The organism is Chryseobacterium sp. DT-167 (assembly GCF_058310155.1).
The window spans coordinates 297,275-311,529 of sequence record NZ_JBZEEQ010000001.1 but is presented as its reverse complement, the minus strand read 5'-3'; the positions used below and the strand labels follow the sequence as shown (position 1 = coordinate 311,529).

Below are 14,255 nucleotides of genomic sequence, written 5' to 3'. Positions count from 1 at the left end.
AAATAAGATGCAAATCAACAATAAAAAAATCGCAATTATCGGCGGTGGTCCCGGTGGATTGACTTTAGCCAGACTTTTACAGCTCAAAGGAGCAAATGTGAAGGTTTATGAAAGAGACATCAACAAAGATGCACGTGTACAAGGCGCACCTCTCGACATGCACGAAGAATCGGGATTGGCAGCTTTAATTAAAGCTGATTTATTGACCGAATTTAAAAATAATTTCATGCCGGGTGGAGATAAAACACTCATCTTAAATGATCAGGCGGAAATCTTTTTTAGTGATCACGAAAGCAATATTGAGGAAGATTTCGGGAACCACCATTTTCGTCCGGAGATCGATCGAGGCGTTCTAAGAAAAATATTGCTCGGATCTTTAGAGCCGGAAACTGTTGTCTGGAACAGTCATTTCATTTCGATGGAACCACAAAATGAAGGTTGGATGCTGCATTTTAAAGATGGTTTGTCGGTTTATGCAGATCTCGTTATAGGTTCGGATGGCGCCAATTCTAAAATCCGTTCTTACCTAACAGATATTAAACCTTTTTATTCTGGAATAACGATGTTGGAAGGCAATGTTTATAATTCAGAAAAAGCAGTTCCGCAAATGCATTCATTGATCAACGGAGGAAAAATCATGGCTTTTGGAAACGAAAAAAACATTCTGATGGGACAAAAAGGCGGTGGTGATCTCGGATTTTATGTAAGTTTTAAAACCAATGAAAACTGGGCAAAAGAAAGCGGAATTGATTTCTCAGATCGCACAGAGGTTCTCAATTGGTTTAAAAAAGAATATTCGGAATGGAGCACTATCTGGAATGAATTGTTTGAGGAAGCAGCAATTCCGTTTATTCCCCGTCCAATTTATTGTGCACCTTTAGACCAAACATGGAAAGCCCTTCCAAACCTAACCATCATCGGTGATGCAGCTCACGTGATGCCACCTTTTGCCGGAGAAGGTGCAAATATGGCGATGCTTGATGCTTTGGAACTGAGTGAAATTCTGACTTCTGATATATATAATTCTTTGCAGGAAGCTATTTCAGATTATGAGACAAAAATGCGCAGAAGAGCAACAACTGCAGCGAAGGAATCACTTGAAAACGGTGAGAAGATGCACTCTGCTGATTCATTAAGTACAATGCTGGAATTTTTTAATGGTACTTATCATTAAATTTTACGGTACAAATAAAAAGACATCCGCAAAAATGCAGATGTCTTTTCAAATATTTGAGAAAAAATTATTTTTGAGCAGCTTTCACATCGATACCGATCTCAATATCTTTGCTGATCATCCATTCTGCCGGATCAGTTTCGTCAGTTCCGAATTTGATTCCCCAGTCTGCACGATTCACAGTGAACTGAGCTTTTACAGTTGCAGATTTATCTACGATATCTACTTTTGCAGGGAAAGTAACATTCATTGTTTTACCTAATAAAGTAAGGTTTCCACTTACAGTTTTGTTGGCACCTTCTACAGCATTTTGAGCACCAGCAGCAAGATCTTCTACTTTTGTGATTTTAAAATCAGCAGTCGGGAATTTTTCTACATTAAAAAAATCCTGATTCTTTAAATGCCCTTCAAGATCTGTATATTTTTTATCTTTTTCAGTTACTGAAGCAGGATCTACTTTGATAGATTTCATATCGATTACAAACTCTCCTGACGTCAACTGGTTTTCAGCTACAGATAATTCTCCTGTTGAAATCGCAAGAGTTCCCCAACGTGGAGCAAAACCTCCTTTGTGGAATGCTTTCCAGTTTACTTTTGATGCCGCAGTATCTACAGCAAAAACAGCTCCCTGCTTTTCAGCTACAGTTTGTTCCTGTGCTGCAGTTGCGGTTTCTGTTTTTTTATCTCCACAAGACGCAAGTAAAAGACCCATACCTGCTAAAGCGATTACACTGATTTTTTTCATTTTTTTTTAAATTTAATATTAATATTGATCGAGTATTGCCTTTATAAACAACAAAAGTGCTGTTTTATTATTTCAGCATTGCAAACCTCGGAAAAAATTATGATTTAACTCATTAACATAAGATAAGAAAATGGAAAAAAGATAAATCTTTTTGATTTTTGTTGTTGCTTTCAATTTTTGTTTATTTTTTTTGCAGTATGTATTTTTCTTTATATGAGTTTATGAACATTTTATTATATTTGAATGCATTCCAAACGGTTTTGATACCATTTTTAAAAATAAAATCTGCAATGAAAAAAATATTTTTATTATCATTTATTATATTAATTAATTTTTCATTTGCTCAAAATACCATCCTGTGGACAATTAAAAAAGAAGGTAATCCCCACATTTCCTATCTTCTGGGAACCTATCATCAGATGGGAAATTCTTACGTAGATTCGCTTAAAATGGTGACTAGAGCTTTGAAATCTTCTGATATTGCAATATTTGAAAATACTGACATTGGTGATGGATTGGCAAAATATTTAAATTCAAGAAAAGAAAATTTCACTTACAAGGAAAAATTAGACAAAAAGCATTTGGCTTATTTAGAAAAAATTTCGGAAAAGTGGAAAGTTCCCGTCTCAAAATTATCACCTTCAGAGTTACTTTTAAAAATACAGCAGACTTATCTTGAAACGCAGTGCGGAACAATTAAAAAGACTGATTCTGTCAAAACTTTTGATAACTATTTAATCAAAATGGCAAAACTCAATTCTGTTGAGTTGCTGGGATTGGAAAGTAATGATCTCATGACTTCTTACATCAATCAGCAAGATCGCACAGACTGGAAAGAGGTAAAAAAAGATATTTATCTTTGGCTAGACAATATCAAAATGAGTCGTGATATCAATATTCATTGTAACATGGCAGAACTTTACAAAAAACAGAATTTAGATTATCAATTGGATTCTGAGTGTGCAGAAAGTTTGATGATAAGTTCCAGAAGTGCAATCTGGCTTCCCTTTATTGAAAAGAATATTACAGAGAAGAACAGCTTTATCGCAGTCGGCTATGCACATCTTACAGGAAAATGCGGATTGATTTCTAGGTTGAGACTGGCAGGTTATCAAGTTGAACCTGTTTATGATTTGGAGAAATAATTTAAATAAAAATATCACAATGAAACAGTCTCAAAAAGGAGAATTCTACGGACAAACCAATAAAACCATCAATCTTGAAGGAATTACTCTGACCGATACTGTTTACACCCACGACAAAGTAGATTGGCACTATCACAAAAATGCTTATTTCACGTTTATTCTTGAGGGAAATGTAATCGAAGGAAATAAAAAGGAAATCTACAATTGCTCTGCAGGTGATCTTCTATTTCACAATTGGCAGGAACCTCATTACAACATAAAACCTGAAGGATTTACAAGAGGTTTTCACATTGAGATTGAAGAGGAATGGTTTAATGAATTAGATTTTAAAACCACAGATTTACAAGGCAGCATTAAGATTGCAACCCCAGATCTGAAATTTCTTATGTACAGAATTTTCAGGGAAACAAAAGCGGATGATAGCTCTACTCTACTTTCTATCCAAACTTTACTGTTAGAAACTTTGTCAAAAATGCTTCGTTATCATCAAACAGAATCTGTTAAAAAACCAACTTGGGTTTCGGAAATAGATTTGATCCTGAATGATCAATTTTCAGATCTATTGAGCTTAGATTATTTATCAAAAACATTAGACATTCATCCTGTTCATTTATCAAGAGATTTTTCTAAATATTTCAATTCAGGATTGGGAGAATATATCAGGAAAATCAAGGTTCAAAAATCATTGCAACTCATTTCTCAAAGAAAATTAGATTTGACATCTATAGCTTTTGAATGCGGTTTTTCAGACCAAAGTCATTTTACACGCTGCTTTAAGGAAATCAATGGAATCACACCTTCACAATACAGAAGAATCCTTTTCAGCTAAGATTCTAAAATGTTAATTCTGTTCTATTTTTAAAGCAGACTTTAGTCATAGTTTTACGGTAAATATTTGAATTTATTATGAAAAGGATTTTGATTATTATTTTAATGAATGTACTTTGTTTAACAGCTTTCGGACAATCGAAAGATTGGATAAAAACCGACGGAATTATTACAACTTTACACAAAGCCAACGTGGGTAAAGTTACCTTTATGAATGGCAATATTTCTTTGGATCAATATAAAAAATCTGACTTCCTGAAATCTTTTCCGTTGACGTATAAATCTGACCTCAACATTCGAGTTTTTATGGATAATTCGGTTACCAATTATCTTCATCAGTTGGCTCCTGATCTTTCAGCAGAACAATTACTCGAAAAAGGAAATATGCAGTTCGCATTTTATGTTGATGGTCAATTTATTTATAAAGAAAATCTCAATCCCGGATGTTGGATTGGTAATGCCAATGAACTGAAAAACACATTAACGACTTTCAGAATTCCACTGACAAGTTCTAAAGGTGAAAATCTCTGGGCATTGCATCTTTGGGAAAGATTCCAACTCAACGGCGGCGAAAAAGTTTTGAAAGAAGGTCAACATCAGTTGAAAATTGAAATCAGACCTTATATTAAAATCGATGAAAATGATGAAGCAAAAGTCGGAAATTTAATTGCAGAAGGACAGGTAGAACTTGTTGTAAAAACTCCAGAAGCCACAGCCGAGCAAATTGCCACTCAATCTATAAAAGCCGATAGTGGCTGGGAAATTTCAGATTTTAAATTTGATAAAAAGAAGATTGAGGCACTTAACAAAGAAATTGCAATTTATAATTTGAAAGAAATCACGAGTATTGTTGTAATTAATGATAATAAACTTCTGCTTGAGGAATATTTTAACGGAGCCGAAAGAAATACATTACACGATCCCCGTTCTGCAGGAAAATCATTCGCTTCAACCTTGATGGGAATTGCCATAAAAGATGGTTATATTAAAGATGAAGATCAAACTCTGGATCAGTTTTATAATTTAAAATTATTCGAAAATTATGATGTTAAAAAAGATCAGATAAAAATAAAAGATCTCCTCACGATGAGTTCTGCTTTCAATGGTTCTGATGCAAACAGCGAATCTCCAGGCAACGAAGAAAATATGTACCCTACTGATAATTGGGTGAAATTCACACTTGATCTACCAATAGATCCTTCAAAAACCAATGGTGGAAAATGGGATTATTTCACAGCAGGAACAATACTTTTAGGCGACATTCTTGATAAAAAAGTTCCTGAAGGATTAGAAAAATATGCAGATGAGAAACTTTTTAAACCCTTAAATATTACAAAGTATCAATGGCAATATACTCCGCAAAATGTGGCAAATACAGCAGGAAGTTTGCAAATGAGATCTTTGGATTATGCAAAATATGCCCAACTCTACAAAAATAATGGTGTCTGGAATGGAAAGCAAATACTCCCCAAAGAATGGATACAAAAAACCTTCACTCATCAGGTTCAAATTCCTGAAAGAGAAAATGAATTTTATAGTTATCTGTTTTGGAATAAATCGTTTGAGTACAAAGGAAAACATTATGAAACTTATTACTGTGCAGGAAATGGTGGCAATGAGTTTATCATCTTCACGGATCTACCGATTGTGATTATTATTACTTCAAAAGCTTACAACAAACCTTACGGACATGCACAAGCAGAAAAGATCGTGAAAGATTTTATTTTACCTGCAATTTTGAAATAAAATGAGTTAAAACAAAAAAGAGAAACCAAGGTTTCTCTTTTTCTATTTTTATCCAAATTTCTTTTTTCTTAACCAGAAGAACAACCCTCCTAAAAGTCCGATAATCGCTAAAGGAAGTAATAAATTAAACCATTGCCAGTTTTTTTTCTCTTCACTGATTCTATGTCGGTCGAGAAGACGTTCTTCGATGTTTCTGTTTCTTAATTCCATCAGATTGCTGTCGTCGAGAAGGTAATCTAAGGCATTTCTAAGGAACTGTTCGTTACCAAACTGTTCATCGGTCAAACGATCTACCCCAAGAGGTAAAGGTTCGCCTTTATGGGTTTTATTTCTGCCAACATCACCGTCTGCAATGACGATCATTTTGTTTTCCGGACTTGTTGCTTTAAAGCCGGGATAAGATTGTCTTTCGATTCTTGATGCATATGCTGAAGAGAATTTCCCTTCTAAAGCAACTGCAAAAATCTTCGGTGTGCTTGGTTTTTCCATTTGTCCGAGACTGTCGACGCTTGCAATTTCGCTCAGTTCAACATAATTCGGAACCTGCTTTAATAAAGTTCTTTCGCTCGATTCAAAGAGAACATTTGTTTTAAATTTCTTTCCGCCTAAAGTATCAATAGAAGTTGGAAATTCAAGTTTTACAGGATTGATATTTTTGGTAATCGGATTGTTGTTTTCAGCAATTCCCAACGGAAAATATGGCCACGGAAGACTTGTGTATTGAGGATTCCCTCCTACTTCACCGGTAACCAATTTCAGCAAAGCAAATTTCTTCACATCTTTTACCAAAGCCGGATTGATTCTCAAGCCATAGTTAAAAAAGAAATCCGTCATATTAATATCAACTGGGAAAGGCATTACTTTTTTAGATCTTGTCAACGTATCCATTTCGGCATTCACGGCATCGATCATCCAAAGGGTTTTCCCGCCATTCATGATGTATTGATCTAAAATTACTTTTTCACCGTCTGTAAAGGCTTTTCTTGGTTTTGCAATAACCAAAGCGCTCATTTGTTTTAATAATGGTAAATCAGCTAAAGTCAGTTCGACACTATTTTTTGGAATGATCGGACCTGCATCGTAACTTTCCAAAGCCAGATTCATAAAACCCTGAAATTCTTCAGGTCTCAACTCGTCCTGATTCACCAAAACTCCGACTTTTTTTCTTTTATTGGTTGAAACTGCTTTAATATTTGAAACTAAATTATATTCTAAATTTTCAATCGATTTTCTTAACTGATCATCTGCATTGATGTTTGCCTGTTGTACAACCAAAGGAATTGAAACTCCGTTTCGTCCCTGTTTTACTACCGCATAAGGAAACAGTGTAATCTGAGACACTTTTCCGTCTTTAATATCAGGGAGAATAGATGGCTGCATTCCCATTGCCATCAAAGTGTCCTGAGACATTTTTGTTTTGATGGGGTCGATGAATTTAAAATCTATTTTAGGATTGATCTTTCTAAATTCTTCAAGCATAAATCTCGTCTCGCTCTGTAACTGTTTAAAGCTTGCCGGGAAATCTCCTTCCAAATAAACATCTACCGTTACCGGTTTTTTGATCGATTCTAAAACTTTGATCGTACTTTCTGAAAGCGTGTATCTTTTTTCTTTGGTCAAATCCAACCGAATTCCTGAAAACATCAAAATGATGCTTAAAGGTAAAACTACAAACAGTAAAATTCCGAATGGAGATTTTAGGGATATCTTCTTCATGTTTTTACTTCTTTTTATTGATAAAATGATTAGACAATGCTAATGTAAGACCGATGACAAACACAAAATAAGCGACATCTTTAAAATCAATCAAACCTCTTGTAAAGCCTAAGAAATGTTGGTAAAAACCTATATTCTGAAGGATAAAATCTGCTCCACCCAACAATTTGTAACTCGCCAACTGCTCAATTCCGAAATACATGATGAAACACATGAAAACGCCCAAGAGATAAGCCATAATCTGATTCTGAGAAAGTGACGAAGCTAAAATTCCTACTCCGGCAAATGCTGCGATCAGGATAATCAATCCGAAATAACTTCCGAATGTCATTCCAAAATCGATATTTCCTTCCGGAACGCCTAAAACGTAAACTGTATACAAGTAAATCAATGAAGGAATCAGACATAAAATGCCGACAACCCAAACTGAAAGAAATTTCCCAAAAACCAATTCTGAAACTTTCAGTGGCTGAGAAAACAACCAGTTCAGTGTTCCTGTCTGCTGTTCTTCCGCAAAAGTTTTCATCGACAATGCCGGAATGATAAACATCAATAACCACGGAACCAAAACAAAATAACTTTGTAAAGAAGCCAAACCGATGTCGAAAATATTAGATTCGTTCTCGAAAAAAAACAAAAACAAGGTTGTTATCAGACTGAAAGCCGCAATGATCACCCATGCGCTCCAGTTCCCGAAATAACTCCAAAGTTCTTTTTTAAAAATTGCAATCATAGTTTTTTTATTTGCAGTAAGCAATATGCTATAAGCTTTATTTATTTTTTTTATTCTTATTTACCAATTTCACTGTCATCATGATCAAAAACACCAGAACGAAAAATCCGGTAATTAATTGCCACCAATATTCGATTACGGAGGATTTTAAAATCACTGTAAAAACAACCAGGAATAAAATAAACGTAGCAATTTCGTTCGCCTGTCTCAGTTTTATGTTGGGGGTTTCTAAAGTGTTTCCGTTAAGTTTTGCAAGTTGATTTACTTTTTTCCAGCACCAGTAATGATAAATTGCTAATCCGATGAGGAATGTCAGTTTTAAATGAAACCACGGTGTTTTCATCAATCCTGTGTTCAGGAATATTAAAACCAAACCACAAACTGCCATGATAATTCCTGCAGGAACGGTAATGATATTCCATAATCTTCGAGCCATAAAAATATACTGTTCTCTGAGAATTTTCTTTTTCTCTTCTTCAAAAGCATCAGTGTCTTTATAATACACAAAAATTCTTACGAGGTAAAAAACTCCCGCAAAATAACTGACCATAAAAATAATATGCAACGCCTTGATGATGGTGTACAGCATCGTAAAAATTTGTGTGCAAAGATAGGTTATTTCAGAAAAAAAGTGAATTTTATATGAGAAAATGATGATTAAAGAATAATAATTGAATTATTCTAAAATTTAAAAATAAGTTTCATATCAATATTAAAATTAAAACCCAGATTTGGACCTTCATGATTTATCTGATAGTCAAAAGGTAAACCATCTACCGACGGATTACCCGGCATTTTGTCAATCATATTTTTGTAAGAAATATTTCTCTGTCTTATTCCAAAACCAATTTTGGGCATAAAACCAAACCATGACGTTTCTCTATGCAGTAAAATACTGTAGTTGATATTGAATCCGTACTTTTCTCTCTTATAATCTGCTGAATTAAAATAATAATAATCTTTATTTCTGTCATAATAATTCCCTGAAACGCTTTTTCCGACATGATTCAGATAAAATACTTCTCCAGAAACAAAATGTTTTAGCCTTGATTGTGGAGCCAAACTGTAAAAAACTTCAGGTCTGATCTCAAAAATTCGATTTTTACCTTCAAAATTACCAATATTTATAGGAGTTAAACCATCTGCACCATAAGCTATTTCAGCACCAATCCACCATCTTTCTGATAACTTTCGCACGTAGCCAACATTATATCGCTGATCACGCAAAGGTGCAAAAGCACTCACGGTTATTATAGATTTATAATCTTCAGACTGCGCAGAAAACGGACTCGATAAAGCAAAAATAAAGATAAGAAGTAGAATTTTTTTCATGGAATATTTTCAACAAATTGATCTGCTAAAAATAACATAATTCTGTGTTCGAGGGAGAATTATTTAAATTTAAAAAAAGAATTATTTTTAAAAAGAAATACTGTCAATTTTCTTCCCATCAGCATATTTTTTAATATACTTTAATTTTCCAGTCTCATCATAATACTTCCAGTCACCAAAGTAATACCAATGTCTTTCAGCATCTGAAATATCCAATTTCGACTGACCTCTTTCCATGATTTTTCCGTTTGGATGATACAGCTTTGTTGTGGTAACTCTTTTTCTGATTTTATCTTTTTGATAAAGTTTATCTTCAAGAGTGATTTTCCAGACTCCTACTTTTTCACCTATCTTGTATTTTCCGACTGCCGTTAAAGTGCCTTTATCGGAAGAATATTCTTCTTTCCATTTGCCTTGTCGTTTTTGTGTTTTATCTGGAAATCTCATATATTGATTCATTTCCTTTGTCTTACATGAAGTAAAAATGAAAATTGAGATCAAGGTAAATACAATATTTTTCATCATAAAAAAACAGAATTTCTGTAAATATAGAAATTCTGTTTTTGTTCCACTATTGTAGAAAATTATTTTATGAAATCACTCCCAATTCCTTCCCTACTTTTTCAAAAGCTACAATTGCCTTATCCAAATGCTCTCTTGTATGTGCTGCAGAAAGCTGCACCCTGATTCTCGCTTTTTCTTTAGGAACAACCGGATAGAAGAAGCCAATTACGTAAATTCCTTCATCCATCAACTTTTCTGCCATTTTCTGAGCCAGTTTTGCATCGTACAACATGACAGGAACAATCGCAGCATCACCTTCAGGAATATCAAAACCTTTTGCCGTCATTTCTTTTCTGAAATATTCTGCATTTTCCATCACCTGATCACGAAGCGAAGTATCGTCAGAAATCATCTCTAAAACTTTCAAAGCTGCACCTACAATCCCGGGAGCCAATGAATTTGAAAATAAATACGGACGAGAACGTTGTCTCAACATATCTATAATTTCTTTTTTACCGGAAGTAAATCCGCCTAAAGCACCTCCCAAAGCTTTTCCAAGCGTTGACGTAATAATATCTACTCTACCCATTACTTCGTTGGCTTCGTGAGTTCCACGACCAGTTTTACCGATAAATCCGGTTGCGTGAGAATCATCAACCATGACCAAAGCATCATACTTATCTGCTAAATCGCAAACTCCTTTCAGATCAGCAACAATTCCGTCCATTGAGAAAACTCCGTCTGTAACAATGATTTTAAACCTGTGATTTTTTTCTGAAGCGGCAATCAACTGCGCTTCAAGATCTGCCATATTATTGTTTTTGTAACGGTATCTTGCCGCTTTACAAAGACGCACACCATCAATAATCGAAGCATGATTCAATTCATCTGAAATGATCGCATCTTCATCAGTGAACAACGGTTCAAAAACTCCACCGTTTGCATCAAAACAAGCTGCATACAAAATCGTGTCTTCAAGACCTAAAAACTGAGCGATTTTTTCTTCCAACTGCTTATGAATATCCTGAGTTCCGCAGATAAAACGTACCGAAGACATCCCATAACCATGAGATTCTATCATATCCTGAGAAGCTTTCATCACTTCCGGATTGTTTGAAAGCCCCAGATAATTGTTTGCACAAAAGTTCAGCAATTTTTTACCGTTGGCTTCGATTTCAGCGCTTTGCTGCGATGTGATGATTCTTTCTTTTTTAAAAAGACCGTCGTTTTCGATATTTTTAAGTTCGTTCTGTAGATTTTCAAGATACTTTTCAGAGATCATTATAATAATTTTTTAGGTTTGCTAATTTAACAAAAAGGCTTTAAACTATTCGCTTTTCCTATTTATTATTGTAAAATTTGATGTTGATAGAATTTTTTAATCAAATAGTCTACTAATTTAATAGGATAATAATTATATTTGAATCTTTAAATTTTAAAGTATGAAATTATCTCAGATTATCCGAGCCAATAATATAGAAGCCGATGACTTTTTGCAACATCATATGAAAGTCTCGAAACCAATTATATTAAAGGATTTTATACAGTCTGACAGTCCTGCATTTCAAAAATGGAATTATGAATACTTTAAAGAAATTGCTGGAGAAACAAAAGTAAATGTTTACGGAAGCGAAATCGAATCTATCGATCGTGTTGCCAGCAAACCGGTTGGTGAAACTACATTTGCAGAATATCTTGATTTAATTACAACCAAAATTACTGAACATCGCTTATTTTTATTCAATCTTCTAAGTCTGAGACCTGAACTTAAAAATGACATTCATTATAAAGACGTTACAAAAGGAAAAATTTTAAAATGGCTGCCTTTTATGTTTTTTGGAGGACAAGGTTCAATTACGAGAAATCACATTGATATTGATATGTCACACGTTTTTCTGTCACAGTTTCAGGGAGTGAAAAGAATCTGGCTTTTTCCGTGGGAACAGTCTGATCTGATGTACAAATTGCCATACAATTTCCATAGTTTGACCAATCTTCAGGAACCGGATTACGAAAAATATCCGGCTTTGAAACATTTAAATGGTTACGAAGCCCTTATTCATCCCGGAGAAACGCTTTACATTCCTTCCGGATGGTGGCATTATATTCAGTATGAGACGGAAGGTTATTCTGTGTCTGTAAGAGCGTTGCCATCAAGCGCACTTGAAAAATGGAGAGGCTTTAAAAACCTGGTTATCATCAGACATTTTGATAATGCGATGAGAAAAATTTTTAAAGAAAAATGGTTTAATTACAAAGTGAAAATTGCCGAAAAACGCGCACAAAGAGCAATGAGAAAACTAAAAGTATAAAAGAAAGCCTTCAAAAATGAAGGCTTTCTTTTTTTGAAATATTTTAATTAATTCTAAAAGGCTATTCTTTTACAAATTTAAAATTGGTTTGTTCAACAGTAATGATGTAAACTCCTTTGGGTAAAGAAGAAATATCAATTTTCTTATCAGTATTTCCTTTTTTAACCAATCTTCCATCGGCTGTAAAAATCGAATAATCAGTTACTTTTTTCAAACCTGAAACAAATAATTCATCTTTTGCAGGATTTGGATAAATTGCAAACTGATCAAATTTAATCTCTGAGGTGCTCAAAGTATTATCCTCCGTCACAGTCGAGTTTTTTTCTAAAATCTGATATTCATAGTTGAATTCTACACTTGCAACCGGAAATGCTACCGTTTCAGTAAAATATTGATTATTAGAGGTATTATTTAAAGCAAAATAAGCCACCTGTCCTCCTGTTCCATTGACTTTGATTGGCAGAGGCATATCAAAGAAACTTACAGAAGCATGACTTTGCGTTTGTGCCGCTTTGAAAGTCAATATATTCCCCGTTTGTTTCCATCGGATATCATAGGTTGGATATCCCTGCCCGTAAATCCAGTCATTGAAAAATCCTGTGAAATCTTTTCCGGTTGATTGCAATAATGAAGCATTTAAGTCTGAAGTTTTCACGTAATTGTAGGCTAAATTTGGTCTTGCATGATAATCTTTCAAAGCCTGGTAAAATACGGTTTCACCTAAAATCCATTTGATCATTCTTACCACATATCCACCTTTTGAGTAAGACAATCTTCCGTCAAAAATACTTCCTATGTTACCCAGATTGGCATCAGCAACATAAACACTTCCTCCCGGTGAGCTTGTAATTACATTTTTTTCATTGAGGAGATAATTCAGAAACTGGGTATTGGTCATTAATAACTTTTCATTGGCAACATGCTCACCAAAAGTAGCAAAACCTTCATTCAGCCAGATATCATTCCATGCACCACAGGTAACTTTATCACCAAACCATTGATGGGCAAGCTCATGAGCAATTAATTGCTTAGTCCAGCCTCCCATTGAAGTCATCGTTTGATGTTCCATTCCGCCACCTGCAGTAAATTCCATATGACCGTATTTTTCATTTCTGAAAGGATAAGGTCCGAAGAAAGTTTCAAAGATGTTCATCACCGTTTTCGTCCATTCGATATTTGCCATACTCGTCGTATTAGCAGCTGTTCCCGGATAAATATAATTGACAAAAGGGAAAGGCGGAGTTCCCATTGTATCGTTCAGTTTAACAAAATTGGTAATTGAAAGTGCCACTAAATATGCAGCTATAGGATATTGAGTTCTCCAGAATGTTAATTTTTGTCCGTTTCCTAAAATCGATTCGCTCATCAGCTTTCCGTTGGACGCTACACTGTATTGGGAAGGTGTAGTCACTTTTATATCAAATCTTTCAATTTTATCATTTAAACTTTGCTTTGTAGGAAACCAGTCTTGTGCACCATAAGGTTCATTTAAAGTAGAAAGAACAGGAGTTCCACCTTGTGTATTGATAAAAAAAGCATTATTGTTTGTAGGAGGAGCCCCGTTATACTGTATCGTTAATGAATCTAAAACGTTAGCAGGAAGGGCAGATGTAAAATCTATTTTAACTTCTTTGGTTGCCAACTGCTGAAAAGCTAAAGGCTGACCATGAAAAGTTACCTGAGAAACCGTCAGCTGATTGCTGAGATCAAAGTAAATACTGCTCACTGCCTGACTTGGCTTAAAATGAGAAGTCACCGAACCTGAAATCTGAGCTACAGAAGGATTGATAGAAACATCCATTCGCTGATATTGCAGATCATAGTTTAAAGTATTCGGATTGGTATTTCCGATATTCATTTTGGAAGCATAAGACTTCATTTCTTTAGCCATCAATCCTTTCATTTCAAGATTTTCCTGGGCTAAGACGTTTTGAAATACTAAAACACTTAAAATTAGAAAGTAAAATTTTTTCATATCCATTTAATATACGATTGTCTAGATGAAATGGTTTTTGATCAA

Annotated in this window: 13 protein-coding genes; 5 read left to right on the top strand and 8 right to left on the bottom strand. The window is 34.5% G+C overall.

What is annotated here, in order from left to right; genetic code table 11:
- Positions 1–7: 7 nt before the first annotated feature.
- The gene (locus AC4FQ5_RS01305; RefSeq protein ID WP_491140694.1) at positions 8–1,174 is read left to right on the top strand and encodes an FAD-dependent oxidoreductase; all 1,167 of its coding nucleotides are present in this window, start codon (positions 8–10) and stop codon (positions 1,172–1,174) included.
- 67 nt (positions 1,175–1,241) lie between these two features.
- On the opposite strand, the gene AC4FQ5_RS01300 is transcribed toward AC4FQ5_RS01305, so the two are convergent.
- Positions 1,242–1,919, bottom strand: a complete 678-nt coding sequence (locus tag AC4FQ5_RS01300) for a YceI family protein (protein WP_491140693.1) — start codon at positions 1,917–1,919, stop codon at positions 1,242–1,244.
- A 290-nt stretch (positions 1,920–2,209) separates the two neighbouring features.
- Between AC4FQ5_RS01300 and AC4FQ5_RS01295 the strand changes: the two genes are divergently transcribed.
- From AC4FQ5_RS01295 to AC4FQ5_RS01285, 3 genes are all read left to right on the top strand, one after another.
- On the top strand, positions 2,210–3,064 hold the full coding sequence (locus tag AC4FQ5_RS01295) for a TraB/GumN family protein (protein ID WP_491140692.1): 855 nt from the start codon (positions 2,210–2,212) through the stop codon (positions 3,062–3,064).
- A gap of 19 nt (positions 3,065–3,083) precedes the next feature.
- Complete coding sequence (locus AC4FQ5_RS01290) at positions 3,084–3,893, top strand: helix-turn-helix domain-containing protein (RefSeq protein ID WP_491140691.1); 810 nt, start codon at positions 3,084–3,086, stop codon at positions 3,891–3,893.
- A 77-nt stretch (positions 3,894–3,970) separates the two neighbouring features.
- Positions 3,971–5,638, top strand: a complete 1,668-nt coding sequence (locus AC4FQ5_RS01285; protein WP_491140690.1) for a serine hydrolase domain-containing protein — start codon at positions 3,971–3,973, stop codon at positions 5,636–5,638.
- Between the two features lie 48 nt (positions 5,639–5,686).
- Here AC4FQ5_RS01285 and gldG read toward each other — a convergent pair whose 3' ends face one another.
- The 6 genes from gldG to kbl all read right to left on the bottom strand — a co-directional run bounded on the left by gldG (position 5,687) and on the right by kbl (position 11,205).
- Complete coding sequence (gene gldG / locus AC4FQ5_RS01280) at positions 5,687–7,354, bottom strand: gliding motility-associated ABC transporter substrate-binding protein GldG (protein WP_491140689.1); 1,668 nt, start codon at positions 7,352–7,354, stop codon at positions 5,687–5,689.
- 4 nt (positions 7,355–7,358) lie between these two features.
- Positions 7,359–8,087 carry an ABC transporter permease gene (locus AC4FQ5_RS01275; RefSeq protein WP_491140688.1) on the bottom strand — a complete coding sequence of 243 codons (729 nt, stop codon included), beginning with the start codon at positions 8,085–8,087 and terminating at the stop codon, positions 7,359–7,361.
- A gap of 37 nt (positions 8,088–8,124) precedes the next feature.
- Positions 8,125–8,676, bottom strand: a complete 552-nt coding sequence (locus AC4FQ5_RS01270; protein ID WP_491140687.1) for a CopD family protein — start codon at positions 8,674–8,676, stop codon at positions 8,125–8,127.
- 92 nt (positions 8,677–8,768) lie between these two features.
- Entirely contained in the window at positions 8,769–9,419 is a 651-nt protein-coding gene (locus AC4FQ5_RS01265) for a hypothetical protein (RefSeq protein WP_491140686.1), read from the bottom strand.
- 87 nt (positions 9,420–9,506) lie between these two features.
- A complete protein-coding gene (locus AC4FQ5_RS01260) occupies positions 9,507–9,866 on the bottom strand; it encodes a toxin-antitoxin system YwqK family antitoxin (RefSeq protein ID WP_491140685.1) in 360 nt (119 codons plus the stop codon).
- A 142-nt stretch (positions 9,867–10,008) separates the two neighbouring features.
- A complete protein-coding gene (kbl, locus tag AC4FQ5_RS01255) occupies positions 10,009–11,205 on the bottom strand; it encodes a glycine C-acetyltransferase (RefSeq protein WP_491140684.1) in 1,197 nt (398 codons plus the stop codon).
- Between the two features lie 160 nt (positions 11,206–11,365).
- On the opposite strand from kbl, the gene AC4FQ5_RS01250 reads away from it, so the two are divergent.
- A complete protein-coding gene (locus tag AC4FQ5_RS01250) occupies positions 11,366–12,235 on the top strand; it encodes a cupin-like domain-containing protein (protein ID WP_491140683.1) in 870 nt (289 codons plus the stop codon).
- 61 nt (positions 12,236–12,296) lie between these two features.
- Here AC4FQ5_RS01250 and AC4FQ5_RS01245 read toward each other — a convergent pair whose 3' ends face one another.
- Positions 12,297–14,210: a M1 family metallopeptidase gene (locus AC4FQ5_RS01245; protein WP_491140682.1), complete on the bottom strand. Its 1,914-nt coding sequence runs from the start codon at positions 14,208–14,210 to the stop codon at positions 12,297–12,299.
- Positions 14,211–14,255: the final 45 nt, after the last annotated feature.

Excerpts from the sequence above, each read along its gene's own strand:
- AC4FQ5_RS01300 (WP_491140693.1), bottom strand. The coding sequence starts at position 1,919 with ATGAAAAAAATCAGTGTAATCGCTTTAGCAGGTATGGGTCTTTTACTT.
- AC4FQ5_RS01295 (WP_491140692.1), top strand. The coding sequence starts at position 2,210 with ATGAAAAAAATATTTTTATTATCATTTATTATATTAATTAATTTTTCA.
- AC4FQ5_RS01245 (WP_491140682.1), bottom strand. The coding sequence starts at position 14,210 with ATGAAAAAATTTTACTTTCTAATTTTAAGTGTTTTAGTATTTCAAAAC.
- AC4FQ5_RS01270 (WP_491140687.1), bottom strand. The coding sequence starts at position 8,676 with ATGCTGTACACCATCATCAAGGCGTTGCATATTATTTTTATGGTCAGT.
- AC4FQ5_RS01305 (WP_491140694.1), top strand. The coding sequence starts at position 8 with ATGCAAATCAACAATAAAAAAATCGCAATTATCGGCGGTGGTCCCGGT.
- AC4FQ5_RS01265 (WP_491140686.1), bottom strand. The coding sequence starts at position 9,419 with ATGAAAAAAATTCTACTTCTTATCTTTATTTTTGCTTTATCGAGTCCG.
- kbl (WP_491140684.1), bottom strand. The coding sequence starts at position 11,205 with ATGATCTCTGAAAAGTATCTTGAAAATCTACAGAACGAACTTAAAAAT.
- AC4FQ5_RS01250 (WP_491140683.1), top strand. The coding sequence starts at position 11,366 with ATGAAATTATCTCAGATTATCCGAGCCAATAATATAGAAGCCGATGAC.
- AC4FQ5_RS01285 (WP_491140690.1), top strand. The coding sequence starts at position 3,971 with ATGAAAAGGATTTTGATTATTATTTTAATGAATGTACTTTGTTTAACA.
- AC4FQ5_RS01290 (WP_491140691.1), top strand. The coding sequence starts at position 3,084 with ATGAAACAGTCTCAAAAAGGAGAATTCTACGGACAAACCAATAAAACC.
- gldG (WP_491140689.1), bottom strand. The coding sequence starts at position 7,354 with ATGAAGAAGATATCCCTAAAATCTCCATTCGGAATTTTACTGTTTGTA.
- AC4FQ5_RS01260 (WP_491140685.1), bottom strand. The coding sequence starts at position 9,866 with ATGAGATTTCCAGATAAAACACAAAAACGACAAGGCAAATGGAAAGAA.
- AC4FQ5_RS01275 (WP_491140688.1), bottom strand. The coding sequence starts at position 8,087 with ATGATTGCAATTTTTAAAAAAGAACTTTGGAGTTATTTCGGGAACTGG.